Source organism: Caldimonas manganoxidans ATCC BAA-369, assembly GCF_000381125.1.
Lineage (GTDB): Bacteria > Pseudomonadota > Gammaproteobacteria > Burkholderiales > Burkholderiaceae_C > Caldimonas > Caldimonas manganoxidans.
This window is the reverse complement of sequence record NZ_KB905961.1, coordinates 6,317-33,060: the sequence shown is the minus strand read 5'-3', so window position 1 is coordinate 33,060 and position 26,744 is coordinate 6,317. Positions and strand designations below refer to the sequence as shown.

The following is a 26,744-nucleotide window of genomic DNA, read 5'->3' as shown; positions in this document are numbered from 1 at the left end:
CCGGTTGCGTGGCCGCACCGCATGCCGGGCAGGCGAGCCTGCTGGTGTGGCAGCCGATCTCGAAGTCGATACGCCGCTTGGCGGTGTCGAGCCTGACGTCATCGACGACCCACGGCGGCTGCAAGCCCAGCGCGCTGGTGAACAGAGCTTCTACGGCAATGCCCATGGACTCATCCTCCTGATCAAACCCGCCTGGTGGACATGTGCACAGGCCGGCCAGCGGCCTGCACACATGCCCACCGGGCTCGACGACCAGGAGTCATTGTGACTGTTGGGTTCCACACGAAATGACGAAGAGCCCCGCCAGCGGCCTGCACACATGCCCACCGGGCTCAACAACCAGGGGAGCATTGTGAGTGTTGTGTTCCACACGAAATGACGAAGAGCCCAGCCCGTTCGCGCCGGCGATGCCCCAGTGACGGTGTTGCTTTCCACACGAAACGACATGGAGCCTGAATTTTTTCATGTTTCACTAGTGCTGGTTGGATTTTGGTGCGCCTAACGTTTGAGCTCACCTGCGGGCGACAGACGGCGAAGCCGGCTGGCGAACGTCAGGTGGAGCGAAGGGTTAGGCCACGCTGACGGGCAAGACTTCAAGATGAACCCCTGAGTCCTCAGATGACGCGACCTTGGTCTTCATGACGGTGAGCATGATGACGCAGGAATCACCGCCATGCGTGTCTGAGAAGATTGTGTGATTCAGCGCGTCCATGAAGCGCTTGAGAAGATTGTCGAGATCCGGGCCGTACGGGAAGTCGGTAGGGAACTTGTCGGGTGGTAGGAGAAACGTGACCTTCAGCGTGCACGCCTCTTTGACACGGGGAAGTGAAGCGGTCTGCTCTCTGACTTGGACAGACCATTCATCGGCCGCCCCGATCTTGCCGCGGCTCTTGTTGCGGCTGTAGGGCACGCCGCGTATGAAGCAGTTGATGTACGACACGATAGCTAAAGGTGCGTGGCCTAACGCCCGCCATAACCGGCAGTGAAAAGCGGGGCGACGAAGGCGCGCCGCTTTTCACTGTCCGCGTTGATGGCGTTGTTAGCCATTTAATCTCATTGCGCCTTTAGTTTGCTCAAAAGAGCCTGCACCAGTTCCGTATTTGTGGGCTCCTTCTCCAGCCACATGTCCTCAAACCTGACGGCATTTTCGGAGAAAAGTATTACCGGGTGAGTTCGATCACCTTCACCTCTCAGAGTTGGTTTTGACGTCCCGTGAATAAATTTCTTCAGAACGGTCGTCTCCATTACGACAGGCTTAGCACCCTCGGGATAGATTCGATAGCCAAACAACCCTCCTCCGATACCAGGACCCTCAATACTCCAGAGCCGCCAAAAATAGTGGGTTCCGTATGTGCCACGCATTTTGGTCAATGCGGCTTCCATGAACTCGGCTTTCTCTTCCGTATACAGCAGGATGGTTTCATTCTTGGGCAGGAATATCATGGCTAGCGATCGCCCATCAGAGCCATGAATAGCATAAGTTGTAGGAGTGGCTGGTGACGTCCAGACCGTCACTACGCAGCCTTTGAGGCCAAAAAACAGAATGGCCAATATGACGAGGCCTGTACCAATTTTCGACGCGATGCCCTTCATTCTTCTCCGTGCCCCCTTATGGCTAACGTGTTATAGGGAGCAAAACTGCTGCATAACACCGACGGCTGTCTCCCTAACACCGGCGGCTCGATCGGGCGCAAAGCCTTGCCCAGCCTGCGCTTCCAGACATTGACTGGATGTTTGTACAGTACTAAATTTCATGCAAATTGGCGCAACGTTCGTACCACGCACTTTGCCTGTGCGCGCGGGCGTGGGCAATCCCCCCCGAAAGGGGGCCTCAAGGGAGAGAACAAGATGCATGAAACCCATCCGGCGGCGGGCAGGCCGCCACGGCGCGGTGAGGCACTGCCGCCGTTGAAATCGACGCGGCTGCTCGATCAACTGCGGGAGCGCATCCGCGCCCTGCATTACAGCCTGCGCACCGAAGAGGCCTATGTGTACTGGTGCCGCGCCTTCATCCGGTTTCACCGGCTGCGTCACCCGGCCGAGATGGGTGGGCCGGAGGTTGAAGCCTTTCTCACCTGGCTGGCGAGCGAGCGGGGGGTGTCGGTCAGCACCCACCGGCAGGCGTTGTCGGCGCTGCTGTTCTTGTACGGGAAGGTGCTGGGCGTGCAACTGCCCTGGATGGACACCATCGCCCGGCCGCAGCCGCAGCGGCGGCTGCCGGTGGTGTTGTCGGCGCAGGAGGTAGCCGCCGTGCTGGCGTTGATGGAGGGCGAGCACCGTTTGCTGGCCCAGGTGCTCTATGGCACCGGCATGCGGTTGACCGAGGGCTTGCGCCTGCGGGTGAAAGACATCGACTTTGCCCACCGGGCCATCGTGGTGCGCGACGGCAAGGGCGGCAAGGACCGCGTGCTGATGCTGCCGCGCACGCTGGAGCAACCGTTGCGCGAGCAATTGGCCCGGGCCCATGCCCTGTGGGTGGCCGACCGGCAGGCCGGCCGCGGCGGGGTGGAAATGCCTGATGCGCTCGCCCGGAAGTACCCCCGGGCCGGCGCCTCGTGGCCCTGGTTCTGGGTGTTTCCGCAGGCACAGCACGCGGTGGACCCGCGCAGCGGCGTGGTGCGGCGCCACCACCTGTACGACCAGACTTTCCAGCGCGCCTTCAAACGCGCATTGCAGGCAGCAGGTATCCACAAGGCGGCCACACCCCACACCCTGCGCCACAGTTTCGCCACACACCTGCTGCAGGCCGGCTACGACATCCGCACCGTGCAGGAACTGCTGGGCCATTCGGACGTGAGCACCACCATGATCTACACCCATGTGCTGAAGGTGGGCGGGGGCGGTGTGCACAGCCCCCTCGACCGCCTGGACACCCTGCTGACACACTGAGCCACCTGCCTCGGCTACGCTTGGCCCGCCGTATCCGCCGTCCCCATGCCCCGCTACATCGCCCACCTCGACATGGACGCTTTCTATGCGTCGGTGGAGCTGTTGCGCTACCCCGAGCTGCGCGGGCGGCCGGTGGTGATTGGCGGGGGGCGGCGGCACCAGCCCGAGGTGCTGGCCGGCGGCACGCGGCGGTTCGCGGTGTTGCGCGACTACGCCGGGCGCGGGGTGGTCACCACGGCCACTTACGAGGCGCGGGCGCTGGGCGTGCACTCGGGCATGGGGCTGATGAAGGCCGCGGCGCTGGCGCCGGATGCCGTGCTGCTGCCCACCGACTTCGACGCCTACCGCCATTACTCGCGCCTGTTCAAGGCCGCGGTGGCCGAGGTGGCGCCGGTGATCGAGGACCGGGGCATCGACGAGATTTATATCGATCTCACCGATGCGCCCGGCGCCCAGGAGGTCGTGGGCCATGACCCGATGGGCGGCGTGCGCGCAGTGGCACTGGCCATCAAGAACAACGTCAAGCAAGCCACGGGGCTGAGTTGTTCGATCGGGGTGGCACCCAACAAGCTGCTGGCGAAGCTGTGTTCAGACTTGGACAAGCCCGATGGGCTGACTTTGCTGCGAGCCGAGGAGCTGACCACGCGGCTGTGGCCACTGCCGGCCAAGCGCATCAATGGCATCGGGCCGAAGGCGAACGAGAAGCTGCGGGGCCTGGGCATCCACACCATCGGCGAGTTGGCCGCAGCGGACCCGGCCTGGCTGGTGCAGCACTTCGGGCCGCGCTACGGCACCTGGCTGCACGAGGCCGCTCACGGGCGCGACGATCGCCCGGTGGTGACGCACAGCGAGCCGGTGAGCATGAGCCGCGAGACCACCTTCGAGCGTGACTTGCATGCGCGGCACGACCGCGAGTTGCTGGGCAGCATCTTCACACGGCTGTGCGAGCAGGTGGCAGCCGATCTGGCCCGCAAGGGCTATGTGGGCAAGACGATCGGGGTCAAGCTGCGCTTCGACGACTTCAAGACCGTGACGCGCGACCACACGCTGGCCCACCCCACCGCGGACGCCCAGGCCATCCGCCAGGCGGCCGGGCAGTGCCTGAAGCGGGTGGACCTGACGCGGCGGCTTCGGCTGCTGGGGGTGCGGGTCGGTTCGCTATGCAAGGCGGGCGAGGCCCTGCCAAAGGCACCAACACGGGGCACGCAGCCCCTGCCCCCTCGCGCGCAGGAGCCTGCACCGGCCTACACATTGCCGCTGTTTGGCGAGCCGGGCGGTGACTGATCCGCCGGGGGGGCTTGCGCGGGTGCATCCAATTTGCGGCGGGGCGCGTAAGACACGGGCACAGGCGCCGCAAGGGTGCGGCGCCTCTAATGTGGAGACCCCCGATGCACCGAGTTTCTCGATTGTGGGCTGCGGCGGCGCTGTTGGCGCCGACCCTGGCCATGGCTCAAACCCCGATGGATTCTCCTGCTGGCCCCGGTCGGCAAGGCAAGCTGCTGCTGACCGGCGGCGTGAGCAGCATCGATGGTGCCGCCGGCGGCGGCCTCACGCCCTGGGCCGTGATCGCCGGCCCGGGCACGGAGGGTCAGTGGGGTGTCACAGCCCATGTGTCGCGACTGAAAACCCAGAAGTATGGGCTCACCACCTACGGCGCTGCCTTCGGCTGGGACGACCGGCTGGAGCTGTCGCTGGCGCGCCAGGACTTCGATGCCGGCGTGGTGGTGCCGGACACGACGCTCAAGCTCGACATCGTGGGTGTGAAGCTGCGGGTGGCGGGCGAAGCCATTTTGGATGCCGACACCTGGAGGCCCCAGGTCGCCGTGGGCCTGGAGTACAAGCATCTGGAGCCGGGCTCCGCCGTGGGTGGCGTACTCGACGCGGTAGGGGCCAAACGCCACGGGGTGGACGCCTATGTGAGCGCGACCAAGCTCTTCCTGGCGCAGGGGGTGCTCGTGAACGGCACCTTGCGCGCCACGCGGGCCAACCAGAATGGTCTGCTGGGCTTCGGCAGCGTTGAACACCCCAACTACAAGGTCCGTCCGGAGGTGTCGGTGGCCTGGCTGCTGCGCCGCGACCTGGCCGTGGGCGCCGAGTACCGCGCCAAGCCCGACAACCTCGCCTTCGCCGGCCGCGCCTTCCGCGAGGACGCCTGGCGCGACGTCTTCGTGGTCTGGGCGCCCAGCAAGCACGCCTCGCTCACCCTGGCCTATGTGGAACTGGGCAACGTGGTGGGCCAGAAGAACCAGCGCGGGGCCTATGCCTCGCTGCAACTGGCCTACTGATCTACCGGACGCACTTCAAAAGGACTCTCCATGAAATTCCTGCTCTCCTGCGCGGCCGCCGTGGCCGCCCTGAGCCTGACGCCGCAAGCCCTGGCCCAAGCCGCACCCGCGGCCGGGGCATCGGCCGATGCGAGCCTGTACCACGATCTGGGCGGCCAGGCCGGCCTCACGCGGCTCGTGGACCGTTTCTGGGACGACCTGAAGGCCGACGCCCGCATGGCGCCCTTCTTCGTGAACGTGAACCCCACGCCTTTCAAGCAGCGCCTGGCCGAGCAACTCTGCGAGGTCTCGGGCGGCCCCTGCACCTATGGCGGCGCCGACATGAAGACGGCCCACAGCGGCATCGACGTGACCCGCGCCGACTTCAACGCGCTGGTGGAGGTGCTGCAGCGTTCGATGGATGCCCAGGGCATTGCCTTTCGGGTGCAAAACCGGTTGCTGGCCCGCTTGGCGCCGATGCATCGCGATGTGGTGAACGTGCGATGAGCCGATCCGCCCTGCTTCCCCTGCGCGCCGCGCTGGCGCTGGCCCTGGGCCTGGGCGGCGTGGCCTGCGCCGCCACGCTGCGTGTGACAGTGACTGACCGCCAAGGTGAACCCGCGGCGAACGTGGCGGTGGTGGTGCTGCCTGCCCGCCCCGCCCCCTTGCCCCCGCCCGCGGCCGCCACGACGGTGGTGACGCAGGAGCGGATGCAGTTCTTGCCGATGGTCACCATGGTGCATCCGGGCACCACGGTGCGCTTCACCAACCGCGACAGCTTCGACCACCACGTGCGCGGGGTGGGCCCGGCCCACAGCTTCGAGCTGCGCACCAACGCACGACCCGCACCGGGCGAGCCGGCACCGGAGGTCACGCTCACCCAGCCCGGGCCGGTTCGCTTGTCATGCCACTTGCACTCGACGATGCGCGGCGGGCTGTATGTGAGCGAATCGCCCTGGTTCGGTGTGACGGACGAGAACGGCCTGGCCGTGATCGCCGCCGTGCCCCCGGGGCCCTATCGCGTGAAGCTGTGGCACCCCGAGCAGTTCCTCGACCAGGCCGAGGCGCCGGGCGAGCTGCCGGCCGATGCCGCCACCCACACGCAGGCCGCCCAACTCAACTTTGCCCCGCGCAAACGTCGTCCGCGCTGAAGCGGCGCAAGGGGCGGCCGCGGTAGCATCCCGCCATGCCACCGTTGCCCCCCCGCTTTCCCTCGATCGAAGGGCTGCGCGCCTTCGAGGCGGCCGCACGCCTGGGCAGCTTCGAACGCGCAGCCGACGAGCTTCACATCACCGCCAGTGCGGTGAGCAAGCGCGTGGCCACGCTGGAGGAATTGCTCGACGCCCATTTGTTGCAGCGTACGACCAAGCCCTTGACTCTGACGACGACGGGCAAGGAGTACCTGGAACAGGTGCGAGCTGCGTTGGGCTTGTTGGCGGCCGTGCCGCTGCACCAACGCGCCAGGCGGGCTCAGACGCGGCTGCGGGTGTGCGCGCCGCCCACTTTCGCGCGGCAGATTCTCGTGCCGCATCTTCAGGACTACACCGAGGCGCACCCCGACGTGGATTTGGAGGTGGTGTTGTCCATCCCGTATCTCGACCCCGGCACGATGCAGGCCGATGTACAGGTGCGCCACGGCGACGCCACGGCGGCCGGCGGCACGCTGCTGATGGACGACGTGGTGACGCCGATGGCTTCCCCGGCGCTGCTGGGCCGCCTGCCACCGCTGCGCACGCCGGCCGACCTGCTGGGCGCGCCGCTGTTGCGCACCCCGCTGGAACCTTGGGCGCCATGGTGGGCTGCTGCCGGGCTGCGGGCTCCAGAACCGACGCAAGGCCCCAAGCTCGTGGACCTGGGCCTGCTGCTGGAGGCTGCCGTCAGCGGGCAAGGCATTGCGCTTGCGCGGCCGACGCTGGCGCGCCATTGGCTGGCCTCGGGCGCGCTGGTGCCGCTGTTTGCGCTGACGGCCCGGCCTTCGCATCACTACTATCTGATGCCTCATGCCCACAACGGTGCGGCAGCCGAGTTTGCACAGTGGCTGCACTCGGTGTGCGCACGGGTCGCGCAGGAGGCAGCAGCGCTGCTGCCAGCCGCCGACGTTTCTTCGGGCAAGCCCTGAAGGATTTTCCGCGACAGAAATGCCCGCTGCGGCTTAGCATCGGTCGCCCAGAACAAGGAGACCGCATGCCCACCATCACTCACATCGAAGACCTGCGCGTGCTGGCCCAAAAGCGTGTACCGCGCATGTTCTACGACTATGCCGACTCCGGGTCGTGGACCGAAAGCACCTACCGCGCCAACGAGGCCGATTTCCAGAAAATCAAGCTGCGCCAGCGCGTGGCGGTGAACATGGAAGGCCGCAGCATCCGCACGCAGATGATCGGCCAAGAGGTGGCCATGCCGGTGGCCCTGGCGCCCACGGGGCTGACCGGGATGCAGCATGCCGACGGCGAGATCCTGGCTGCACGGGCCGCCAAGGCGTTTGGAGTGCCTTTCACCTTGTCCACGATGAGCATCTGCTCGATCGAAGACGTGGCCCAAGCCACCGGGCACCATCCGTTCTGGTTCCAGCTCTATGTGATGCGGGACCGCGAGTTCATCGAGCGGCTGATCGACCGCGCCAAAGCCGCGAACTGCTCGGCGCTGATGCTCACGCTGGACTTGCAAATCCTGGGTCAGCGCCACAAGGACATCAAGAACGGCCTGTCGGCGCCGCCCAAACCCACACTGCGCAACCTGATCAACCTTGCCACCAAGCCGCGCTGGTGCTTCGGCATGCTGGGCACGAAACGCCGCACCTTCGGCAACATCGTGGGCCATGCCAAGGGTGTGGGCGACCTGTCCTCGCTGTCGTCGTGGACGGCCGAGCAGTTCGACCCCAAGCTCAACTGGGCCGACGTGGAGTGGATCAAGAAGCGCTGGGGCGGCAAGCTCATCCTCAAAGGCATCCTCGACGTGGAAGACGCCCGGCTGGCGGCCGACAGCGGCGCCGATGCGCTGGTCGTCTCCAATCACGGAGGGCGCCAGCTCGACGGGGCGCCCTCGTCCATCGAAGCGCTGCCGGCCATTGTCGATGCCGTGGGTGATCGCATCGAGGTGTGGTTGGACGGTGGCATCCGCAGCGGCCAAGACGTGCTCAAGGCCATCGCGCTGGGGGCCAAAGGCACGTTGATCGGGCGCGCCTTCCTCTATGGCCTGGGCGCGATGGGCGAGGCCGGGGTCACGCGCTGCTTGGAGATCATCGCCAAGGAGCTGGACCTGACCATGGCGTTTTGCGGACGCACCGACATCCGCACCGTGGACCGCAGCATCCTGTGGCCGGGGACGTATCCGACGGCACGCTGACCCGAGGTGGGACGGTGCGCTCGCTCACGGGCGAGGCCAGGCCCCCTCCGCCGGACTTCGACGCCTCGAGCGCCGCGCGCACCAGCGCCTGCACCAGCGCCGTGTCCACCGGCTGGCGCAGACGGCACTTCAGGTGTCGCAGGCTCTTACCCGTGCCTTCGAGCTTCGGGAACTGGGCGGCCAAGGCCGCCCCGTTGAAGAACTGGAGGTTGACGTGGCTCTTGTGCGCCACGATGGCCATCAGATTGTCGCGCCCGGTCATGAAGACCAGATTGCCCCATTTCACCGACTGCAACAGCGCTGGGGCCGCCTCGAGCACCGCCCGCTGCAAGGCCTGAGCCGTTTCACGCTGCTCTGGGGTCAGCGTGTCGAAATAGGCCGCCACCAGGGCATTGGGACGCACTGTGCCTCTCATCGCACCGATCCTGACACGCAAGGCGTGAGCATGCTGCGTTCCCCCGTGGGCATCATTCTCCGTGCATGACTCCTCAACCGACCCATGGTAACGCTGCACCCCAGCAGACGCCAAGGCATTCGTCCCCCTCAGTGCGGGGTCGCTGGCAGATCGAAGGCGTAACGCGCGAACAAGGCATCGGCCTTGGCGCGCAGTTCGGGATGGCCCGAGCGCAGCCCGCGGGCCAGGCATTGCGCAGCATAACGCCGATCGAAGAGCATGCGCGCCGTGGACACCGTGTACCCGGCCTCGCTCATGAGGGCCTTGAAGCGGGCCAGATCCAGCAGGTCATGGGGGCCCACGCCGCTTTGGGCCTGGGGCGTCAGCGGGCGAACCAGGGCCTCGCGCAGTTCATCGGGTGAGCCATCGAAGGTCTTGATGACCTCGAAGGCCGTGGTGCGGAACTCGGTGGGCAGTTCCTCATAGTGTTCGACCACCTCGGGCAATGGCAGATGCATGGTTCGAGCCTCCCTCGGCGGGCACGCAAAGCGCCGCATGGATGGGACATGCCCGCACTGTAGTGCCGCCGGGGCTGGGACAAAGGCTCGAAAAGGCATCCAAAGTGGCGGCTTCATGTCTTGGGCAGTGTGACGCCCGTTTGCCCTTGATACTTGCCGCCGCGGTCTTTGTAGCTGGTTTCGCACACCTCGTCGCTTTCGAAGAACAGCACCTGCGCACACCCCTCGCCAGCGTAGATCTTGGCCGGCAGTGGCGTGGTGTTGGAAAACTCCAGCGTGACGTAGCCTTCCCACTCGGGCTCGAAAGGCGTGACATTGACGATGATGCCGCAGCGCGCATAGGTGCTCTTGCCCAGGCAGATGGTCAGCACGTTGCGCGGAATGCGGAAGTACTCCACCGTGCGCGCCAACGCAAAGCTGTTGGGCGGGATGATGCACACATCGCCGTGGAAGTCCACGAAGCTTTTCTCGTCGAAGTTCTTCGGATCGACCACGGTGCTGTGCACGTTGGTGAAGATCTTGAATTCGGGCGCACAGCGGATGTCGTACCCATAGCTGCTGGTGCCGTAGCTGACGATACGCCGACCATCTTCGGCCTGGCGCACTTGGGCCGGCTCGAAAGGCTCGATCATGCCGTACTGTTCGGCCATGCGGCGGATCCACTTGTCGCTCTTGATGCTCATCTCGACTCCCGAAGAAGTGCGCGCATTGTAGGCAGCTACGCCCCAAGCTGAGGCCGCATGGCCATCAAATGCTCGTACATGGCCTGGGCCGCCACCGACAGCGCGCGGTCGCGGCGGCGCAAGAGAAAAATGTGTCGCCTCAGGCCCTTGGCCTGGATCGGCCGCGTGACGAGCTGGGGATGCGCGAAGTGGAACAAAGTCAGCGCCGGCACCAGGGTCACGCCCAGCCCAGCGCGCACCATGCCGGCCACGGTGCTGAGCTGCTCCAACTCCATCACCGTGTGGAGCCGACGGGGATAGACGGCCGCCTCCACATGCTGGCGCACGCTACTGCTGCGCGCCAATTGGATCACCGGATAAGGCGCCAGATCGGCCAGGCGCAGCGCCGGCTTGCCGGCCAGCGGATGATCGCAACGACACACCAGATGGAAACCATCGCTGCAAAACGGCTCGGCGCGCAGCTCGGGTGTGTCCAGGCGGCTGGCCGCCAGCGCCAGATCGGCATGCCCCACACGCAAGCGCTCGATGCACGCTTGCGACAACACATCGGCCACTTCCAGCTCGATGCCCGGATGCTGCGCGCGGAAGCGCGCCAGCACTTCGGGCAACCACCCCGCTGCCAGGGCCGGCAGCACCGCCAGGGCCACCCGCCCCCGGCGTTTGGCCACGCGCTCGCGCAAATCGGACAACGCCTCCTGCGCCTCGTGCAGCACCCGGCGTGCCGACACCTCGAACGCGCGTCCTTCGGCGGTGAGCTCCACGCTGCGGGTGGTGCGGTCGAACAGCCGAGCGCCGACGCCGTCCTCCAGATCCCGGATCAAGGCGCTGAAGGCCGGCTGCGACAAATGCACCCGCGCCGCGGCTCGGGTGAAGTGCCGCTCTTCGGCCAGCGCCAGGAACGCGCGCAGCTGCCGCATCGACAAATTGATTTCCATGAGCAATCAATCTATCTCAAATTTCGATTTCACAAATCAAATTCCGCCTCTTACAGTGGCGCCATGGTCTGCTGTCCTCCTTCCTTGCGCGTGGGCTGCGCCGCCGGCTTCTCCGGCGACCGCATCGATGCGGCCCTGCCAGTGGTCCAAGCGCTGGCGGCCAGTGGCTCACCGGCGGTGCTGATCTTCGAGACCTTGGCCGAGCGCACGCTGGCACTGGCCCAACTGGCGCGTCGAGACGACCCGCAAGCCGGCTTCGAGCCGCTGCTGGAGCCCATGCTGCGCCCGGTGCTGGGGCCATGTCTGGAGGCCGGCATCCGCATCGTGAGCAATTTCGGCGCCGCCCATCCGCACGGCGCGGCGCGGTGCATCCAGGCATGGGCCCGTCAGGACGGCCTGCGCGTGCCGCGCATCGCCGTCATCGAAGGCGACGCCCTCGACAGCCCCACACAACGCCACCTGCTGCAAGAGGCCCTGGGCGATGCCCTGCCCTCGGGCCCGTGGATCAGCGCCAACGCCTACTTGGGGGCCGAAGCGATCGCGGCGGCTTTGCAAGCCGGCGCCGACATCGTGGTGGCCGGGCGCGTGGCCGATCCCTCCCTCACCTTGGGACCCGCCGTGGCGCATTTCGGCTGGGCCTGGGACGATTGGGACCGCCTGGCCGGCGCCACCATGGCCGGCCATTTGCTGGAATGCGGCGCGCAGGTCACCGGCGGCTACTTTGCCGACCCGGGGTACAAGGACGTCCCTGACTTGGCCCATCTGGGCTATCCGATCGCCGAGATCGACGCCGACGGTCAGTGCATCCTCACCAAACCCCCGGGTACTGGCGGTTGCGTGACCGAACGCACGGTCAAAGAGCAGCTGCTGTATGAAGTGCACGACCCGGCCGCCTACCTCACCCCCGACGTGGTGGCCGATCTGACGCAAGCCCGGGTGGACACGGTCGCGCCCGATCGTGTGCGGCTCAGCGGCGTGCGCGGGCATGCCCGCCCCACGCACTTGAAGGCCACGGTGTGCTACGAAAACGGCTGGCTGGCCGAAGGCGAAATCTCCTATGCCGGGGCGCGGGCCGAGGCACGCGCCCGGCTGGCCGCCGACATCCTGCGCCAGCGTCTGCAGGGCCTGGGCCGACTGCGCATCGATTTGATCGGCGTGGCCAGCCTCATGGCCGATGACGACGGCCGCTGGCTGGCCGCTCACTCACCGGGAGAGGCCAAAGACGTGCGTTTGCGCGTGGCCTTGCAGCATGCCCAGCGCCGCGCGGCCGAAACCCTGACCCGCGAGGTGACCGCGCTGTACACCTGCGGGCCTGCCGGCGGCGGCGGGGTGCGCACCTGGCTGCGGCCACGGCTAGGCACGGTCTCGTGCCTGATCCCCCGCGAGGCCGTGCCCTGTGGCTTCGTGATGCTCGATGAGGGAGATCCGACATGAGTTGCGCCTCCATGCGAGTGCCCCTGTACCGGCTGGCGCATGGCCGCACCGGAGACAAAGGGGACCGCTCCAACATCAGCCTCATCGCCTGGCACCCCGCCTTGTGGCCGGTGCTGGTGGATCAAGTCACCGAGGCGGTCGTGGCCGAACGCTTCGCTCACCGCCGACCCAGCGGGGTCAAGCGCTACTTGCTGCCACAGCTGCACGCCATGAACTTCGTGCTCGATCACGTCCTGGACGGCGGCGTCAACGAATCACTCAACCTGGACGCTCACGGCAAGGCCTTGGTGTTCTGGCTGCTGGACTTGCCGGTGAGCCTGCCGTCCTGCCTGCGCCCTTACCTGGCCGGCCCGCCGGGCCCGGACCTCTGACCTGCCCATTCGCACCACCACCCGAGGAGACTTCGCCATGACCGCCATGAACCGTCGCCGATGCCTTGCCGCAGCCGCCTTGCTCTTGCTGGGGGCATCCCCGGCCTGGGCTTTTCCAGAGCGCCCGGTGACCTTCATCGTGCCGTTTGCCGCCGGCAGCGCCACCGACCAGCTGGCCCGCGCGCTGGGCCAATCCTTCAGCGCCGACACGCAACAACCCGTGGTCATCGAAAACCGCGCTGGCGCCAGCGGCATGCTCGCCGCCCAGGCGGCCGCTCGTGCACCGGCCGACGGCCACACCGTGCTGATCACCACCAACACCACCCATGCGGCCAATGTGCACTTGTACAAAAAACTGGGGTACGACCCGGTGAAGGACTTCGCCCCAGTCACAGCGCTGGGCCGCGGCGGGCAAGTGCTGGTGGTCCATCCGTCCCAGCCCTTCAAGACCGTGGCCGAGCTGGTCGAGCATGCCCGTCACAACCCTGGCCAGCTCAGCTTTGGCAGCGGCAGCTCCTCCAGCCGGGTGGCAGGCGAACTGTTCCAGCAAATGGCCAAAGTCCGGCTGCTGCACGTGCCCTACAAGAGCAATCCGCAAGCCATCACCGACCTGATCGGCGGACAAATCCAGCTGATGTTTGCCGACATGTCCACCGGCGTGCCACAGATCCAAGCCGGCAAACTGCGTGCGTTGGGTGTCACGGCGGCCAAGCGCTCCGCGCTGCTGCCGCAGGTGCCCACCATCGCCGAAAGCGGCGTGCCCGGGTATGAAATGGGCTATTGGTTTGCCGCGTATGTCCCGGCAGGCACCCCGGCTGCCGTGGTGCAAAAGCTCAACGAGCTGCTCATTCGCGGGACGACCAGCCCAGCGGCCAAAGCCTTCTTCGAGGCCAGCGGTTCGGAGCCCTTCACCACCACGCCCGAAGGTTTGGCCCAGTTCCAGGCCGCAGAAACCCGCAAATGGGGCCAAATCATCCGTGCCGCCGGGATCGAGCCGGAGTGAACCCGCTGCGACGGCCTGCTGCCCCCCAAGAGACAGCGCACGCCACCGCGCACATACCCGGGAAAACCCTGAACCTATCAGGTCGGTCTTGTCGAAAGATTGAGGCCTGAGCACCCATCATTTGCCTGCCGTTCCTGTTCTTGGGGAGACCGCCATGCGCAGCGCCCTCGATTTGTTGACCCAGTACGCCGCTTATCACCGCGATCGCCGCAACATTGCCACCCATTTCGTGGGCGTCCCGTTGATCGTGTTTGCCGTGGGCACCTTGTTGGCTCGCCCCCAATTCGATGTGGCCGGTTGGCCGCTGACGCCGGCTTGGGTGCTGTTTGCGCTGACGGCGCTGTGGTATCTCAGCCGTCACTGGGTGCTGGGCCTGACCACCAGTGTGGCCGTGGGGGTCTTGATCGGACTGGGCCATCTGGTGGCCGCCAGCAGCACCAGCATTTGGTTGGCCGCCGGCATCGGCACCTTCGTGGTGGGCTGGATCATCCAGTTCATCGGCCACTACTACGAAGGTCGCAAGCCCGCGTTCGTGGACGATCTCATCGGCCTGTTGGTCGGGCCGATGTTCGTGGTGGCCGAGGCCATGTTTGCCGCGGGTTGGAACCGGGAGATGCTCGCACGCATCGAGCAAAAAGCCGGGCCCACGGTCGTGCGCGATCTGGCCAACGCCCGCCCCTGAAAGCCAACGCCTCTTCAGCCCTGGCGGCCCGGCGCCGAACGGCGCTCCTGCGGTGTCCAGGGCTGTGGCGCCGGCGGAACCAAGTCCGGCTCGGCGATGAAGCGTTCCTGCCCACAGTAGAGCAGAAAGTGCCGCTGCGTGCAGCGCGCAAACAGCGCCATGCCCAGTTGCACTGCCAAACGGTGGCCCATCTCGGTGATGCCCGAGCGTGAAACCACGATGGCCACGCCCATCTGAGCGGCCTTGATGACCATCTCACTCGTCAGGCGACCGGTGGTGTAGAGAATCTTGCCCCGTCCTTCGACGGCATGCAGCCACATCCAGCCGGCAATCGCGTCCAGTGCATTGTGGCGCCCCACATCTTCGGTGAACAGCAACAGCTCACTGCCTGCGAACAAGGCGCAACCGTGCACCGAACCGGCGCTTTTATAAATGGTGTCATGCCGGCGCATGGCATCGAGCAAGTCGTACAACGTGCTCTGCGAAATCCGCGTGTCGCCGAGTCGGATCTGGTCGATCTCGTCCATCAGGCCGCCGAACACCGTGCCCTGACCGCAGCCGGTGGTGACGATGCGCCGCGCCGTGCGCGCCTCCAGGTCGGGCACACCCCCGCGAGTGGTGATCGCGCAAGCGTTCACCTCCCAGTCCACTTGCACGCTGGCGATGTGCTCGATGCCAGGCACCAGGCGCTGGTTCTTCAGGTAGCCCAGCGCCAACAGCTCGGGATGCGCGCCCATGGTCATCAAGGTGACCAGTTCACGCCGATCCAGGTACAGCGTGAGATCACGCTCGGCGGGCATCTCCACCTCACGCGGCTGACCATATTCATCGACGACCGTGACGCGGTGCGTGAAACGGGTGGAGGCCTGGCTGAGCTCAGGGCGCAGGTCGGGACGAGCAGTCATGGATGAAAGCATATCGGCAAGGCCAGGCCGCAGGCTGCCGCAGCAGCCCGCCGCAAGGACGCTTCACGCCTGGGCGGCCGGCTTGCCCGCGGCGGCCTGGTGGGACGTGGAGCGTTGCGCCGGGATCTTGCCCGCCTGGATATCACGGTACCACAGCTCGTGATGCTCCTTGGCCCAGGTCTCGTCGACATAGCCTGTCTTCATGGCCTGGTACGCCCCCTGAGTGCCCAGGGTGCCCATGTAGATGTGGCCCAGGAACGCGGCCATCATCAGCACCGCGGCACTGGCATGGATCATGTGGGCGATTTGCATCTCGCCGCGCGTGTACAGCAGCCCGGGCACGAGCTTGTCGAGCACCAGGCCCGAGGCCACCACGATCAAGCCCAGCACGAACACCCCGCCCCAAAACAGCAGCTTCTCGCCGGCATTGAAACGGTGTGAGGGCACATGGGCGCCAGTGAACAAGCCCCCCCCCTTGGCCAGCCAAACGAGGTCATGTGTGCTCGGCCAGTTGTCTTTGGCGAAGGTGAGGATGACCACCACCAGCGAGACGGCGAACAAGGGCCCGGCGAAGTTGTGGATGGTTTTCATCGCATAGGCCAGCCAGCCGAACAAGGTGCCACCGAGGATGGGCAACAGGAAGAATTTGCCAAAAGCCATCACGATGCCCGAGATGGCCAGTGCCACGAAAGCGATCGCATTGGTCCAGTGCGCTGCACGCTCGAAATAGGTGAAACGCTCGATCCGCCGCCCCGTCTCGGGCTGACTCAGCTTGATGGGGCCCTTGGTGAAATAGAACAAGGCCAGGGCCAGCAGCACGATGAGCAGCAGCGCCCCTCCATAAGGCAAGATCCACTGGTTGCGCACCTGCCGCCAGGCCTCACCCGCGGTGGTGTGCTGGGAGCCGGGGTATTGCACCAGCGATTGGATCAGCACGCCTTTTTCCACCCCGGGCAGGCTGGTGTAGCCACTTTGCTGGCCCGACTCGCGCACGGCACGCCAAAACGGCGCATTGTTGCCAGGTTGCGAGACCGCTCGCTGGGCATTGGTGTCCTCCGGCTTCGGGTCGGCCGGGGCCACATAGCCCTCGGGAGCGCCACGGGTGACCGCCGGCGCAGCGCTTTGGGCGCCGACGCTCACAGACAGCGACAGCATCGCAGCGATCGTCAGACCCTGGAGTAAGCGAAACATGGCGTGTCCTCCGTCGCGTGCACGCAGCCCGCTAGTTGATGCGCGAGTACTCGTTCTGCCCGGCCACGCGACGGCGCATCTGCTCTTGCCAAGCGGCCGGGTCCCCGGGCTTCCAGCCCGGGGCGACGAACGGATTGGCCGCCCCCTGCCAAGCCGGGCTGTCGCTGCCCTTGAGGGGTGCCTTGGCGGTTTGCTCGGTCTGCCCGCAGGCGGCCAAGCCCACGACCAGCCCCAGTCCCAACGCAACCAGAGGTCGGCGGCTCATGACTTGGCTCCTTCCTTGACGGGTGTCTGGCCACTGCTTTGGGTCGGTCGGCCATAGGCCGTGCCCCAACCCCAAACCTCGCTGCCCTTGCCGCGGTGCAGCACGCGGGTGCGGAAGATGTCGGCCACCACGTCGCCGTCACCGCCCAGCAAGGCTTTGGTCGAGCACATCTCGGCACAGGCCGGCAGCTTGCCTTCGGCCAGGCGATTGCGCCCGTACTTTTCGAACTCGGCTTGCGAGCCGCTCTTTTCGGGGCCGCCGGCGCAGAAGGTGCATTTGTCCATCTTGCCGCGCAGACCGAAAGTTCCATTGGCCGGGAACTGCGGCGCCCCGAACGGACAGGCATAGGAGCAATACCCGCAGCCGATGCAGATGTCTTTGTCGTGCAACACCACGCCTTCTTCGGTGCGGTAGAAGCAATCCACCGGGCACACCGCCATGCAAGGCGCATCGCTGCAGTGCATGCAAGCGACCGAGATGCTGCGTTCGCCGGGCTGGCCATCGTTCATCGTGACCACGCGGCGGCGGTTGACGCCCCAGGGCACGTCATGCTCGGCCTTGCAGGCAGTGACGCAGCCATTGCATTCGATGCAGCGCTCGGCATCGCAGATGAATTTCATTCGAGCCATGGGGTTCTCCTGTCAGCCGGCCGTCGCTCAGGCGCTCGCCCGTTCGATCTGGCAGACCGTGGTCTTGGTCTCCTGCATCATCGTCACGGCGTCGTAGCCGTAGGTGGTCGCGGTGTTGACGGCCTCGCCACGCACCACGGGAGCCGCCCCCTCGGGGTAGTAGCGCAGCAAGTCCTGGCCCTGCCAGTGGCCCGAGAAATGGAAGGGCAGGAAGACCGTGTGGCGATCGACCCGCTCAGTGACCAGTGCCTTGACACGGATGCGAGCGCCGGTCGGGGTGCTCACCCACACCATGTCCCCGGGACGGATGCCACGGTCGTTGGCAGTGGCTGGGTTGATCTCGACGAACATGTCTTGCTGCAACTCGGCCAACCAGGGGTTGGAGCGGGTTTCCTCGCCACCGCCCTCGTACTCGACCAGACGGCCCGACGTCATGATCAGTGGGAAGCGCTGACCAATGTCCTTGTTCTGGTCCTGCAAGGTCTTGAACAGCGTGGGCAGACGCCAGAAGGTCTTGTCCGCATGGGTCGGATACTTCTCCACCAGATCGGGCCGCGTCGAATAGATGGGCTCGCGGTGCTGCGGAATGGCATCCGGGAAGTTCCAAACGACCGCCCGCGCCCGGGCATTGCCAAAGGGGTGGCAGCCGTGGTTCTTCATCACCACACGGATGATGCCGCCGGACAAGTCGGTCTTCCAGTTCTTGCCTTCGGCGGCTTGCTGCTCTTCGGGGGTGAGTTCGCCCCACCACCCCAGCTTCTTCAGCAGCACGTCGTCGAATTCGGGATAGCCTGTGGTGATGTCCGCTCCGAGAGAGTGAGACCCGTCTGCGGCCAACAGGGACACGCCATCACGCTCGACACCGAAATTGGCGCGGAAGTTGCCACCGCCGTCCATCACATGCTTGGAGGTGTCGTAGAGATTGGGCGTGCCGGGGTGCTTCAACTCGGGGGTGCCATAGCAAGGCCAGGGCAGGCCGAAGTAATCGCCATCGAGCACGTAGCCGGTCTCCTTGTCCACCCCGCCCTTGGCACGCAGGGTCTTGACGTCGAAGACATGCATGTTGCGCATGTGCGCCTTCAGCCGTTCGGGGCTTTGGCCGGTGTAGCCGATGGTCCACACGCCCCGGTTGATCTCACGCAGGATGGACTCGGGTTCGGGCTCCAGCATGCCGCCCTTGCCAGGCACCATCTTGTAGTTCTTGACCAGCTCTTTGCCAAAGCCGAGCTTCTCGGCCAGCTGGTACATGATCATGTGGTCGGTGCGCGACTCCCACAGCGGCTCGATGACTTTCTCGCGCCATTGGATGGAGCGGTTGGACGCGGTGCACGAGCCCGAGGTCTCGAACTGCGTGGTGGCGGGCAGCAAGTAAACGGCGCGGTTCGGATTGAGGTCTTCGGGCTTGCCAGGCATGGCCGCCATCGCGGCCGTGGCCGATGGGAAGGGATCGATGACGACCAGCAGATCGAGCTTGTCCATCGCCCGCTTCATTTCCAGCCCGCGAGACTGTGAGTTGGGGGCGTGGCCCCAGAAGAACAGCGCTTTGAGATTGCTACCTTGCTCGATCAGCTCGGGTTTCTCCAGCACGCCGTCGATCCACCGCGACACGGTCATGCCGGACTTGGTCATCATGTTGGGTGCGTAGCGCGACTTCAGCCATTCATAGTCAAGGCCCCAGACCTTGGCGAAATGCTTCCACGAACCTTCGGCCAGGCCGTAGTAGCCCGGCAGCGAGTCGGGGTTGGGCCCCACATCGGTGGCGCCTTGCACGTTGTCGTGGCCACGGAAGATGTTCGCCCCCCCACCGGACACACCGATGTTGCCCAGGGCCAGCTGCAAGATGCATGATGCGCGCACCATCGCATTGCCGATCGTGTGCTGCGTTTGCCCCATGCACCACACGATGGTCGAGGGCCGGTTTTCGGCCATGGTCTTGGCCACTTGAAAGACCTCGGCCTCGGGCACACCGCAGACTTCCTCGACCTTGTCGGGCGTCCACTTGGTCATCACCTCTTCGCGCACCTTGTCCATGCCATAGACGCGGTCGGCGATGTACTTCTTGTCTTCCCAGCCATTCTTGAAGACGTGGTAGAGCACGCCAAACAGAAAGGCGATGTCGGTGCCGGAGCGGATGCGCACGTACTGATCGGCCTTGGCGGCCGTGCGGGTGAAGCGCGGGTCGACCACGATCATCTTGCAGCCGTTTTCCTTGGCATGCAGCATGTGCAACATCGACACCGGATGCGCCTCGGCAGCGTTGGAGCCGATGTACAGCGCCGCCTTGGCGTTTTGCATGTCGTTGTAGGAATTGGTCATCGCGCCATAGCCCCAGGTGTTGGCCACACCGGCCACCGTGGTGGAATGGCAGATGCGCGCCTGGTGGTCGCAGTTGTTGCTGCCCCACAGGCTCATCCATTTGCGCAGGAGATAGGCTTGCTCGTTGTTGTGTTTGCTGGAACCCACGACGAACAAGGCATCGGGCGTGCTGGTTTCGCGCAACTTCAATAGTTTGGCCGCGATCTCATCGAGCGCTTGGTCCCAGCTGATGCGCTGGTACTTGCCGTTGACCAGCTTCATCGGGTACTTCAAGCGGTACTCGCCGTGGCCGTGTTCGCGCACGGCCGCCCCTTTGGCGCAGTGGGAGCCCAGATTGATCGGCGAGTCGAACACGGGTTCTTGGCGAACCCACACCCCGTTTTCCACCACGGCGTCGATTGCACAGCCGACCGAACAGTGGCCGCACACCGTGCGTTTGACCTCCACCTTGGGCGCGGCCGCCGAAGCCGCAGCGGGGTCAGCCGCCTGCGCCTTCTTCACCAAGCTGAGTTGCGAGGCGGCCAACCCCACGCCCAGCCCCAAGCCGGAGCGACGCAAAAACGCGCGGCGATCCATGGTGGGCACGGCGCGGGCCACGCCGCGCGCAAGGCTGGTCACGAGCGAGGACGACCCCCGACCGACCGGCGTGACGCTGGAAGATTTCCGAGTGAGCAACATGGCGGCTCCTGAGACTGCAAAGCGATGAGACGGACGACAGGGCAGCAGCCACGGCCGCCCCAGCCTGCGGCGCCCTCCTCAGACACGAGCGGTCTGGTAGTAGCGCTGAACGTGCTCCGTCAGCCGGTAGCCGGCTCGCCGGTCCGGCTGCGGCTCGCTTGGGGCCGCTGCCGGCGGTTCCTCACGCATGGGCACCACGCTGGCCACCGCTGCCGCCGCAGCGATCGAGCCCGCACCGGCAAACAGGCGCCGGCGGCTCAGGGGGGTTTGAGACGCTTTCATCGTGGTCTCCTATCGGGGCGACCTGCGCGCTCCCCTGGGGCGGGGACACGGCGGTCTTTGGTGTGAGAGTTCAGCTATGTTATTCCTCTGGCCCCGGCTGTAATGCGGGTTTGCGAGCATAGAGGCCGCATTTCGCACCAATGCGGCGGTACAGACCACCCCCCTGTGCGCTCTTCGAGCTTGCGGCAGTGCAGCACTTGCAACAAGCTGAACGCCGCGCCCTTGGACGATGGGCTCAAAACGTGCCTGGATAGGCCCCGCCGTCGAGCAGCCAGTTCTGCCCGGTGATATAGCCCGCCTGCTGGCTGCACAAGAAGGCGCACACGGCACCGAACTCCTCGGCCGTGCCAAAGCGCCGTGCGGGAATGCCCTGCAGGCGGCGCTGCACGGCCTGGTCCAGATCGATGCCCGCTTTTTGCGCGCCGGCGGCCAAGGTCTTGCGCAAGCGGTCGGTGTCGAACGCCCCAGGCAGCAGGTTGTTGATCGTCACATTGCGAGCGGCGATGCCGCTGCGTGCCAGTCCCGCCACGAAGCCGGTGAGCCCGCTGCGCGCGCCATTGGACAGCCCCAACACATCGATGGGCGCCTTCACCGCCCCGGAGGTGATGTTGACGATGCGCCCAAACCCACGCGCAGCCATGCCATCGACGGTGGCCTTGATCAGCTCGATGGGGGTGAGCATGTTGGCCTCCAGGGCCTGAAGCCACTCCTCGCGCCCCCAGTCCCGGAAGTCGCCGGGTGGCGGGCCGCCCGCGTTGGTCACGAGGATGTCCACCTGCGGGCAGGCGGACAGCGCCGCAGCGCGGCCCTCGGGCGTGGTGATGTCACCGCAGACGGTGCGCACCTGGCCTCGACCGAGCGCACGCAGTTGCGCCGCGGCCGCCTCGAGGTCGGCCGCGGTGCGTGCGGTCATCACGACATTGACCCCTTCAGCCACCAAAGCAGCAGCACAGCCTTTGCCCAGCCCCTTGCTCGAAGCGCACACCAAAGCCCACTTGCCTGCAATGCCCAAATCCATCGACGTCATCTCCACTTCGTCAACAACCACACACCAGCCAGCACGAGCACCGTGCCCGCGGCAATCCACGGGGTGAAGGGCTCACCCAGCACCAACACCCCCAGCGCCAAGGTCGACAGCGGGCCGATCATGCCGGTCTGGGCCGCCGCGGCCGCGCCGATGCGCTCGATGGCCATCATCACCATCAGCACTGGCGCCACCGTGCAGGCCGTGGCGTTGAGCACGGCCAGCCAAAGCACCTCGGACGGCACCACGGCCGCCGCCAGCGGCCGCACCAGCAGGAACTGGACGATGCACAGCACACACGCCACCGTGCTGGCCCAGCCCACCAGACGCATCGAGCCCAGGCGTTGCACCATCTCGCCGCTGTAGACCAGATAGACGGCATACGACACCGCGCTGGCGAACACCAACAGCGCCCCGAGCAGCACATTGGGCCCTTCGAAACTGACTTCCTGGCCGAACACGAGCAAGACGCCGGCATAGCTCACCGCGATGGCCACGATCTGACGCGCCTGCACACGCTTGCCGAACAGCACGGCCCCCAAGGCCAACACCAACGTGGGGTTGAGGTAGAGGATGAGCCGCTCCAGGCTGGCACTGATGTACTGAAGGCCCAAGAAGTCGAGAAAGCTGGCCAAGTAGTAGCCGCTGAACCCCAGGCCGGCAATGCCCAGCCAGTCGCGACGGCTCAAAGCCGGCCGGCCGCGTCCAGACCACCAAGCCAGCAGCACAAACAGCGGCAACGCGAACAGCATGCGGTACATGATGACCGTCACCGCATCGACGCCATAGCGATACGACAGCTTGACGATGATGGCTTTGCCCGAAAAGGCCACCGCACCGGCGGCAGCCAGCAGCAGCCCGCCGGCCATCGGTGGCCGCGCCGCGGTGTCTCGAGCCGCCACGCTCAAAACCCGACCGCTTGTCCGTCGCGCCGCGGATCGCTGGCAGCGACATAGCCTTGGACCGCCGGGTCCCCCAAGCGCCAGATGAACTGGCCCGCGCCGAAGTCCTGATAGGGGTCCTGCAGCACCTCGATGCGATGGCCCAAGTCCTGCAGCCCCTGCACCACGGCCGGATCCATCGTGGACTCGACATTGAGCGACAAGCCCTCGTTGTAGCGCCAGCGCGGCGCGTCGCAGGCGGCCTGCGGGTTCTGTCCATAGTCGAGCATGCGCACCAAGGTCTGCACATGGCCTTGCGGCTGCATGTTGGCCCCCATCACGCCAAAGCTCATCACCGGTTCTCCTTCTCGGGTGAGGAAGCCGGGGATGATGGTGTGGAACGGCCGCTTGCCCGGAGCCACCACATTGGGGCTGCCCGCCTGCAACGAAAAGCCATGGCCACGGTTTTGCAACGACACGCCGTAGCCGGGCACCACCACCCCCGAACCGAAGCCCATGTAGTTGCTTTGAATCCAGCTGACCATCAATCCCTGCTCATCGGCGGCCGTCAAGTAAATCGTGCCCCCCGTGGGAGGATTGCCGGCCTCGAAGACCTGCGCACGCGTCGGATCGATCAGCCGAGCGCGGCGGGCGAGGTAGGCATCATCCAGCATCTGCTCGACCGAGACTTCCATGTGCTCACGCTCGGCCACGTAGCGATACGTGTCGGCAAACGCCAGCTTCATCGCCTCGATCTGCAAGTGCTGCGAAGCCACCGAGTCCCGCGGCAACGCCGCCACGTCGAACTGCGAAAGGATCCCCAAGGCAATCAGCGCGGCAATGCCCTGCCCCGAAGGTGGAATCTCATGCAGCGTATACCCGCGGTAATGCCGCGAGATCGGCGTGACCCACTGCGGCCGCATCGCCGCCAAATCCTCCAGGGTGATGCTGCCGCCGTGCTGGCGCGCGTGCGCAACCATGGCTGCGGCGATCTCGCCCCGGTAAAACGCCTCTCCTCGACTGTTGGCGATCAAACGCAGACTGCGCGCAGCATCCTTGAAAGTGACGTGCTCGCCCACCTCCGGCGCACGGCCATGGGGCATGAAGGTCTGCGCGAAGCCTGGCTGGCTTTGCAGCTCCGGCACGGCCGCAGCCCATTTGGCAGCCACCACCGGTGGCACGCAGTAGCCGCGCTCGGCATAGTCGATCGCCGGCTCCAACAAATCGGCAAAAGGCAATCGGCCAAAACGCTCATGCAGCGCAACCCAGCCGGCCACCATGCCTGGCACGGTCACCGCATCCCAGCCCCGCTTGGGCGGGCGCGTGGCCTGCGCGCCATACCGGGCCATGAAGTACTCTCGTGTCCAGGCAGCCGGCGCGTGGCCGGCTGCATTCAGGCCATGCAGCTGCCGACCGTCCCACACGATCGCGAAAGCATCGCTGCCCAAGCCGTTGCTGACCGGCTCGAGAATCGTCATCGCCGCCGCCGCGGCAATGGCAGCATCCACCGCATTGCCCCCTTTCCACAGCATGCGCAGCCCAGCACTGGCCGCCGCCGGGTGAGACGTGGCCACCACGTTGCGGGCAAACACAGGCAGCCGCACAGAGGGATAAGGTGCGTCGTAAAGAAAAGGTTTCATCGCAAGCCCCGGCCGAATCATCGGATGATTATGCGCGGCCTGGCGCCGCTTTGCAGCGCCCGGTCTATTGCGCCGCCCGCTGGGCTGCTGCATGCAGACGTCGCAACCCGACCCACACGGCAGCGGCGATCACGGGAATGGCCGCAGCGACGACCACATCGACGAGCAGCGGCAAGCCTGCAGCCTTGGCCCCCTTGGCCAGATAGCCCACCAGACCGGCGCCGTAATAAGTGATCGCTGCAATCGACAAGCCCTCCACGGCGGACTGCAACATCAGTTGAGCCTTCTGACGGCGATTCATCGCATCCAGCAAGGCTTGACTGCTTTGCTGCTGCTCGATCTCCACACGGGTGCGCAGCAGATTGCTGGTGCGCGAGATGCGTTCGGACAACTGCTGCTGGCGCCGAGCCGCCCAAGCACATGTCTGCATGGCCGGCCCAAGACGGCGATCCATGAACTCCCCCATGGTCTGCAAGCCAGCCAACCGGTGCTCTCCCAATTCCTCGATTCGCCGCTGCACCAACTCGAAGTAGGCCGCGCTGGCCGAAAAGCGTGCGTGGGTCGCGGCATACAGACTCTCTACCCGACCAGCCAAACGGGTCAACTGCCGCAACAGCTCCGGCTCATGCGAACGCTCGGCACTGCGAATCTGATCGGCAATGTGCGCCAGCTCACGCTCCGCATCGGCCAAAGTCGAGGACACATGCCGCGCCGCAGGCAAACCCAGCAGAGCCATCATGCGATAGGTTTCCACCTCCAACAGCCGCTGCACGGTGCGCCCCAAGCGGCGCGGATGCATGCTGGCGGCCACCACGACCACGCGTGCAAAGCCATCGGCATGCAGCCGGAAATCGGTATAGACCTCGGCTTGGCCGTCCATCACGACAGAGCCCACCAGGCTGTCTTCGGACAAAGCGCCGCGGATCAGCGGATCGAAGCCCTCGTCGCGCGAACGGCTGACCACCACATGCATGCCCACCAACCATTGCCCCGGAATGCCACGCAGCCAGTCCTGCGGCACCAAGCTGACCGCCGGCTCATCGAAGCTGGTGGGGCGTTCAGACAAGGCTCGCCAGAAGGTGTACGTCTGAAACTCGGTGTGCTGCTCCCAACGCAAATGCACCCCGCCGATGTCCAGACTCAGGTGGCTGGCCTCCTCGGCCGGCAGCGGCAAGTGGCGCGCGCGCAACAGCGCATGCAGATGTTCGCGCGAGGCCGTCTGCCCCGGCGGCGTGAGCAAAGCCAAATGAGACAAGGCCAAAGGCGCACACATGCGCTCGTAAGGGCGCGCATGAACCTCGTTGTGCAAAACCTCCCGCAAGGGGTGGGGCGTGAACATCGAACAATTCCTCCTCGAAAAGAATTATCGAGGTGAATCTCCATGGCCGTGCCCGGCGCCACCTGCGGTGGATCAGGCCCCGTCCGGTACCGGTTGTCTGCTGTGGCAAACCATCAGCCCATGCGCGGGCAGGGTTGGCCGGCTTCGCACTCGAGTCGCAGCGCCGCCTCGCCCGTGGCGGGCATGGGGTTGTCTCCACCCTCGTCGGCCACGCGTTCCACCAGTGTCCACACGGTAGGTTCGCGGCGGCTTTGAGGACGCGATCTCTTGGGGTCGCGCAGCAAGTCCTCGGCGTTGGTGCACACCTCGGCTTCGATGGCCTTCTGGCCTTCGATCAGTAAAGCAGCAGCGGCCGGGCCATGAGCCGGCAGGTAGATGCCCGTCTTGGGCACCTTCTGGCCAGTGCGCACCTGGACCGCCTCGTTGATCCGATACACCGGCCAACTGGCCGGCGGGTTCAGCGGGCCGCGGGACGGTTCGTGGTACGCGAAACTCAAGGTGCCGTAACTCCAACTCCCCTGCTCGGTATGCGAGATGTTGGAGGCCATCTCGCTAGCCAAGATCTGGGCCTCGTCATAGCGGCTTTGATACGGCTGCGGCATCCAGTCGATGTGGTAGTCGCGGTTGATGGAAGCAAAGGTGGTTTTCACATTGCCCGCAAATCCCAAGCCATCCAGATCGCCATGTGAGATGCGGATGTAGCCGTCGTTGAGACCGGCCAGTGCCCACTGCATGTTTGGAATCACCCGCTCGCCCCACACCGCATCGGGCTGCTGGTGCAACGGTCGGCTGCGGTAGTCCGGCGGGAGGTGCCGCATGAACTCGGCCAGCGCGTCTTCGGCGGCCTTGACACACTGGGCGAAGTGGTCGCGCATTTGGCCGAAGTAGTCGAGTGAGCTGTAGCGCTCCAGCAGATAGATCTCTTGTGGAATCAACGGAATGGTCATCACCGAGCCTCATACCAGTTGTGTTGCAAGATGGGCACGCCCACCAGATCGACCTGGATGTCGCCCTCGTCATAGCCCCAGCCGGTGAACTGGCGCGGGCCCAGGTGCTCGCGCTTCAGATCGGCCGGG

The 26,744-nt window shown here is 65.6% G+C and carries 28 protein-coding genes and 1 pseudogene; 11 read left to right on the top strand and 18 right to left on the bottom strand.

Translation table 11 applies throughout. The annotated features are described in order from the left end of the window. The 3 genes and pseudogenes from F615_RS20545 to F615_RS0114460 all read right to left on the bottom strand — a co-directional run. Window positions 1–166, bottom strand: a pseudogene (locus tag F615_RS20545) (ISL3 family transposase); the annotation flags it as partial. 402 nt (window positions 167–568) lie between these two features. Then, window positions 569–940 carry a RusA family crossover junction endodeoxyribonuclease gene (locus F615_RS0114465; protein WP_019561894.1) on the bottom strand — a complete coding sequence of 124 codons (372 nt, stop codon included), beginning with the start codon at window positions 938–940 and terminating at the stop codon, window positions 569–571. Between the two features lie 113 nt (window positions 941–1,053). Next, the gene (locus tag F615_RS0114460; RefSeq protein ID WP_156824654.1) at window positions 1,054–1,593 is read right to left on the bottom strand and encodes a hypothetical protein; all 540 of its coding nucleotides are present in this window, start codon (window positions 1,591–1,593) and stop codon (window positions 1,054–1,056) included. 255 nt (window positions 1,594–1,848) lie between these two features. Here F615_RS0114460 and F615_RS0114455 point away from each other — a divergent pair, with 255 nt between their 5' ends. The 7 genes from F615_RS0114455 (at window position 1,849) to F615_RS0114425 (ending at window position 8,498) form a co-directional block, all read left to right on the top strand. Further along, entirely contained in the window at window positions 1,849–2,889 is a 1,041-nt protein-coding gene (locus F615_RS0114455) for an integron integrase (protein ID WP_019561892.1), read from the top strand. Window positions 2,890–2,934: 45 nt separating this feature from the next. After that, window positions 2,935–4,173 (top strand): DNA polymerase IV, encoded by a 1,239-nt coding sequence (gene dinB, locus F615_RS0114450; protein WP_019561891.1) that lies wholly within the window; start codon window positions 2,935–2,937, stop codon window positions 4,171–4,173. A gap of 104 nt (window positions 4,174–4,277) precedes the next feature. Then, window positions 4,278–5,174: a DUF3034 family protein gene (locus F615_RS0114445; protein ID WP_051090255.1), complete on the top strand. Its 897-nt coding sequence runs from the start codon at window positions 4,278–4,280 to the stop codon at window positions 5,172–5,174. Between the two features lie 30 nt (window positions 5,175–5,204). Further along, window positions 5,205–5,660, top strand: a complete 456-nt coding sequence (locus tag F615_RS0114440) for a group I truncated hemoglobin (RefSeq protein WP_019561889.1) — start codon at window positions 5,205–5,207, stop codon at window positions 5,658–5,660. Beyond that, window positions 5,657–6,304: a cupredoxin domain-containing protein gene (locus tag F615_RS0114435; RefSeq protein ID WP_019561888.1), complete on the top strand. Its 648-nt coding sequence runs from the start codon at window positions 5,657–5,659 to the stop codon at window positions 6,302–6,304. Before F615_RS0114440 ends, F615_RS0114435 begins: the two co-directional genes overlap by 4 nt. A gap of 35 nt (window positions 6,305–6,339) precedes the next feature. Continuing rightward, window positions 6,340–7,272, top strand: a complete 933-nt coding sequence (locus tag F615_RS0114430; protein WP_019561887.1) for a LysR substrate-binding domain-containing protein — start codon at window positions 6,340–6,342, stop codon at window positions 7,270–7,272. Window positions 7,273–7,337: 65 nt separating this feature from the next. Further along, window positions 7,338–8,498: an alpha-hydroxy acid oxidase gene (locus F615_RS0114425; protein ID WP_019561886.1), complete on the top strand. Its 1,161-nt coding sequence runs from the start codon at window positions 7,338–7,340 to the stop codon at window positions 8,496–8,498. Here F615_RS0114425 and F615_RS19735 read toward each other — a convergent pair. The 4 genes from F615_RS19735 to F615_RS0114405 form a co-directional block, all read right to left on the bottom strand. Further along, window positions 8,392–8,913 carry a DUF1801 domain-containing protein gene (locus tag F615_RS19735; protein ID WP_169452434.1) on the bottom strand — a complete coding sequence of 174 codons (522 nt, stop codon included), beginning with the start codon at window positions 8,911–8,913 and terminating at the stop codon, window positions 8,392–8,394. The genes F615_RS0114425 and F615_RS19735 overlap by 107 nt on opposite strands. A 128-nt stretch (window positions 8,914–9,041) precedes the next feature. Further along, window positions 9,042–9,410 (bottom strand): hypothetical protein, encoded by a 369-nt coding sequence (locus tag F615_RS0114415; RefSeq protein ID WP_019561884.1) that lies wholly within the window; start codon window positions 9,408–9,410, stop codon window positions 9,042–9,044. 113 nt (window positions 9,411–9,523) lie between these two features. Beyond that, complete coding sequence (dcd, locus tag F615_RS0114410; RefSeq protein WP_019561883.1) at window positions 9,524–10,093, bottom strand: dCTP deaminase; 570 nt, start codon at window positions 10,091–10,093, stop codon at window positions 9,524–9,526. A gap of 35 nt (window positions 10,094–10,128) precedes the next feature. Further along, entirely contained in the window at window positions 10,129–11,028 is a 900-nt protein-coding gene (locus F615_RS0114405) for a LysR family transcriptional regulator (protein ID WP_019561882.1), read from the bottom strand. A 63-nt stretch (window positions 11,029–11,091) separates the two neighbouring features. On the opposite strand from F615_RS0114405, the gene F615_RS0114400 reads away from it, so the two are divergent. The 4 genes from F615_RS0114400 (at window position 11,092) to F615_RS0114385 (ending at window position 14,518) form a co-directional block, all read left to right on the top strand. Then, window positions 11,092–12,462, top strand: a complete 1,371-nt coding sequence (locus F615_RS0114400; protein WP_026330342.1) for an acyclic terpene utilization AtuA family protein — start codon at window positions 11,092–11,094, stop codon at window positions 12,460–12,462. Next, window positions 12,459–12,833 carry an AtuA-related protein gene (locus tag F615_RS0114395; RefSeq protein ID WP_026330341.1) on the top strand — a complete coding sequence of 125 codons (375 nt, stop codon included), beginning with the start codon at window positions 12,459–12,461 and terminating at the stop codon, window positions 12,831–12,833. Before F615_RS0114400 ends, F615_RS0114395 begins: the two co-directional genes overlap by 4 nt. A 37-nt stretch (window positions 12,834–12,870) precedes the next feature. Beyond that, window positions 12,871–13,836, top strand: coding sequence for a Bug family tripartite tricarboxylate transporter substrate binding protein (locus tag F615_RS0114390; protein ID WP_019561879.1), 966 nt, complete (start codon window positions 12,871–12,873; stop codon window positions 13,834–13,836). Window positions 13,837–13,990: 154 nt separating this feature from the next. Further along, on the top strand, window positions 13,991–14,518 hold the full coding sequence (locus tag F615_RS0114385) for an Mpo1 family 2-hydroxy fatty acid dioxygenase (protein WP_019561878.1): 528 nt from the start codon (window positions 13,991–13,993) through the stop codon (window positions 14,516–14,518). Between the two features lie 14 nt (window positions 14,519–14,532). Here F615_RS0114385 and F615_RS0114380 read toward each other — a convergent pair whose 3' ends face one another. From F615_RS0114380 to F615_RS18735, 11 genes are all read right to left on the bottom strand, one after another. Further along, a complete protein-coding gene (locus tag F615_RS0114380; protein ID WP_019561877.1) occupies window positions 14,533–15,423 on the bottom strand; it encodes a formate dehydrogenase accessory sulfurtransferase FdhD in 891 nt (296 codons plus the stop codon). 63 nt (window positions 15,424–15,486) lie between these two features. Beyond that, window positions 15,487–16,614 (bottom strand): formate dehydrogenase subunit gamma, encoded by a 1,128-nt coding sequence (locus F615_RS0114375; RefSeq protein WP_019561876.1) that lies wholly within the window; start codon window positions 16,612–16,614, stop codon window positions 15,487–15,489. Between the two features lie 31 nt (window positions 16,615–16,645). Continuing rightward, window positions 16,646–16,879, bottom strand: a complete 234-nt coding sequence (locus tag F615_RS0114370) for a hypothetical protein (RefSeq protein ID WP_019561875.1) — start codon at window positions 16,877–16,879, stop codon at window positions 16,646–16,648. Then, entirely contained in the window at window positions 16,876–17,508 is a 633-nt protein-coding gene (gene fdh3B / locus F615_RS0114365; protein ID WP_026330339.1) for a formate dehydrogenase FDH3 subunit beta, read from the bottom strand. The genes F615_RS0114370 and fdh3B overlap by 4 nt, the downstream gene beginning before the upstream one ends. Before the next feature lie 27 nt (window positions 17,509–17,535). Then, on the bottom strand, window positions 17,536–20,502 hold the full coding sequence (locus F615_RS0114360) for a formate dehydrogenase subunit alpha (protein ID WP_019561873.1): 2,967 nt from the start codon (window positions 20,500–20,502) through the stop codon (window positions 17,536–17,538). Window positions 20,503–20,580: 78 nt separating this feature from the next. Next, on the bottom strand, window positions 20,581–20,784 hold the full coding sequence (locus F615_RS0114355; RefSeq protein WP_019561872.1) for a hypothetical protein: 204 nt from the start codon (window positions 20,782–20,784) through the stop codon (window positions 20,581–20,583). 235 nt (window positions 20,785–21,019) lie between these two features. Beyond that, complete coding sequence (locus tag F615_RS0114350) at window positions 21,020–21,802, bottom strand: SDR family oxidoreductase (protein WP_019561871.1); 783 nt, start codon at window positions 21,800–21,802, stop codon at window positions 21,020–21,022. Between the two features lie 5 nt (window positions 21,803–21,807). Beyond that, a complete protein-coding gene (locus F615_RS0114345) occupies window positions 21,808–22,677 on the bottom strand; it encodes a DMT family transporter (protein WP_019561870.1) in 870 nt (289 codons plus the stop codon). A gap of 35 nt (window positions 22,678–22,712) precedes the next feature. Continuing rightward, the gene (locus tag F615_RS0114340; protein WP_026330338.1) at window positions 22,713–24,329 is read right to left on the bottom strand and encodes a gamma-glutamyltransferase family protein; all 1,617 of its coding nucleotides are present in this window, start codon (window positions 24,327–24,329) and stop codon (window positions 22,713–22,715) included. 64 nt (window positions 24,330–24,393) lie between these two features. Further along, on the bottom strand, window positions 24,394–25,668 hold the full coding sequence (locus F615_RS0114335) for a DUF3422 family protein (RefSeq protein WP_019561868.1): 1,275 nt from the start codon (window positions 25,666–25,668) through the stop codon (window positions 24,394–24,396). A 113-nt stretch (window positions 25,669–25,781) separates the two neighbouring features. After that, window positions 25,782–26,615 carry a hypothetical protein gene (locus tag F615_RS18735; protein WP_019561867.1) on the bottom strand — a complete coding sequence of 278 codons (834 nt, stop codon included), beginning with the start codon at window positions 26,613–26,615 and terminating at the stop codon, window positions 25,782–25,784. Window positions 26,616–26,744 lie beyond the last annotated feature (129 nt).

What these genes read in the sequence shown, in the direction of transcription:
- F615_RS0114380 (WP_019561877.1), bottom strand. Translation starts at nt 15,423, where the DNA reads ATGACTGCTCGTCCCGACCTGCGCCCTGAGCTCAGCCAGGCCTCCACC.
- F615_RS0114335 (WP_019561868.1), bottom strand. Translation starts at nt 25,668, where the DNA reads ATGTTCACGCCCCACCCCTTGCGGGAGGTTTTGCACAACGAGGTTCAT.
- F615_RS0114355 (WP_019561872.1), bottom strand. Translation starts at nt 20,784, where the DNA reads ATGAAAGCGTCTCAAACCCCCCTGAGCCGCCGGCGCCTGTTTGCCGGT.
- F615_RS0114375 (WP_019561876.1), bottom strand. Translation starts at nt 16,614, where the DNA reads ATGTTTCGCTTACTCCAGGGTCTGACGATCGCTGCGATGCTGTCGCTG.
- F615_RS0114400 (WP_026330342.1), top strand. Translation starts at nt 11,092, where the DNA reads ATGGTCTGCTGTCCTCCTTCCTTGCGCGTGGGCTGCGCCGCCGGCTTC.
- F615_RS0114455 (WP_019561892.1), top strand. Translation starts at nt 1,849, where the DNA reads ATGCATGAAACCCATCCGGCGGCGGGCAGGCCGCCACGGCGCGGTGAG.
- F615_RS0114385 (WP_019561878.1), top strand. Translation starts at nt 13,991, where the DNA reads ATGCGCAGCGCCCTCGATTTGTTGACCCAGTACGCCGCTTATCACCGC.
- F615_RS0114340 (WP_026330338.1), bottom strand. Translation starts at nt 24,329, where the DNA reads ATGAAACCTTTTCTTTACGACGCACCTTATCCCTCTGTGCGGCTGCCT.
- F615_RS18735 (WP_019561867.1), bottom strand. Translation starts at nt 26,615, where the DNA reads ATGACCATTCCGTTGATTCCACAAGAGATCTATCTGCTGGAGCGCTAC.
- F615_RS0114440 (WP_019561889.1), top strand. Translation starts at nt 5,205, where the DNA reads ATGAAATTCCTGCTCTCCTGCGCGGCCGCCGTGGCCGCCCTGAGCCTG.
- dinB (WP_019561891.1), top strand. Translation starts at nt 2,935, where the DNA reads ATGCCCCGCTACATCGCCCACCTCGACATGGACGCTTTCTATGCGTCG.
- F615_RS0114435 (WP_019561888.1), top strand. Translation starts at nt 5,657, where the DNA reads ATGAGCCGATCCGCCCTGCTTCCCCTGCGCGCCGCGCTGGCGCTGGCC.
- dcd (WP_019561883.1), bottom strand. Translation starts at nt 10,093, where the DNA reads ATGAGCATCAAGAGCGACAAGTGGATCCGCCGCATGGCCGAACAGTAC.
- F615_RS0114430 (WP_019561887.1), top strand. Translation starts at nt 6,340, where the DNA reads ATGCCACCGTTGCCCCCCCGCTTTCCCTCGATCGAAGGGCTGCGCGCC.
- F615_RS0114425 (WP_019561886.1), top strand. Translation starts at nt 7,338, where the DNA reads ATGCCCACCATCACTCACATCGAAGACCTGCGCGTGCTGGCCCAAAAG.
- F615_RS0114405 (WP_019561882.1), bottom strand. Translation starts at nt 11,028, where the DNA reads ATGGAAATCAATTTGTCGATGCGGCAGCTGCGCGCGTTCCTGGCGCTG.
- F615_RS0114395 (WP_026330341.1), top strand. Translation starts at nt 12,459, where the DNA reads ATGAGTTGCGCCTCCATGCGAGTGCCCCTGTACCGGCTGGCGCATGGC.
- F615_RS0114345 (WP_019561870.1), bottom strand. Translation starts at nt 22,677, where the DNA reads ATGGCCGGCGGGCTGCTGCTGGCTGCCGCCGGTGCGGTGGCCTTTTCG.
- F615_RS0114460 (WP_156824654.1), bottom strand. Translation starts at nt 1,593, where the DNA reads ATGAAGGGCATCGCGTCGAAAATTGGTACAGGCCTCGTCATATTGGCC.
- F615_RS0114390 (WP_019561879.1), top strand. Translation starts at nt 12,871, where the DNA reads ATGACCGCCATGAACCGTCGCCGATGCCTTGCCGCAGCCGCCTTGCTC.
- fdh3B (WP_026330339.1), bottom strand. Translation starts at nt 17,508, where the DNA reads ATGGCTCGAATGAAATTCATCTGCGATGCCGAGCGCTGCATCGAATGC.
- F615_RS0114350 (WP_019561871.1), bottom strand. Translation starts at nt 21,802, where the DNA reads ATGGATTTGGGCATTGCAGGCAAGTGGGCTTTGGTGTGCGCTTCGAGC.
- F615_RS0114370 (WP_019561875.1), bottom strand. Translation starts at nt 16,879, where the DNA reads ATGAGCCGCCGACCTCTGGTTGCGTTGGGACTGGGGCTGGTCGTGGGC.
- F615_RS0114360 (WP_019561873.1), bottom strand. Translation starts at nt 20,502, where the DNA reads ATGTTGCTCACTCGGAAATCTTCCAGCGTCACGCCGGTCGGTCGGGGG.
- F615_RS0114445 (WP_051090255.1), top strand. Translation starts at nt 4,278, where the DNA reads ATGCACCGAGTTTCTCGATTGTGGGCTGCGGCGGCGCTGTTGGCGCCG.
- F615_RS19735 (WP_169452434.1), bottom strand. Translation starts at nt 8,913, where the DNA reads ATGAGAGGCACAGTGCGTCCCAATGCCCTGGTGGCGGCCTATTTCGAC.
- F615_RS0114415 (WP_019561884.1), bottom strand. Translation starts at nt 9,410, where the DNA reads ATGCATCTGCCATTGCCCGAGGTGGTCGAACACTATGAGGAACTGCCC.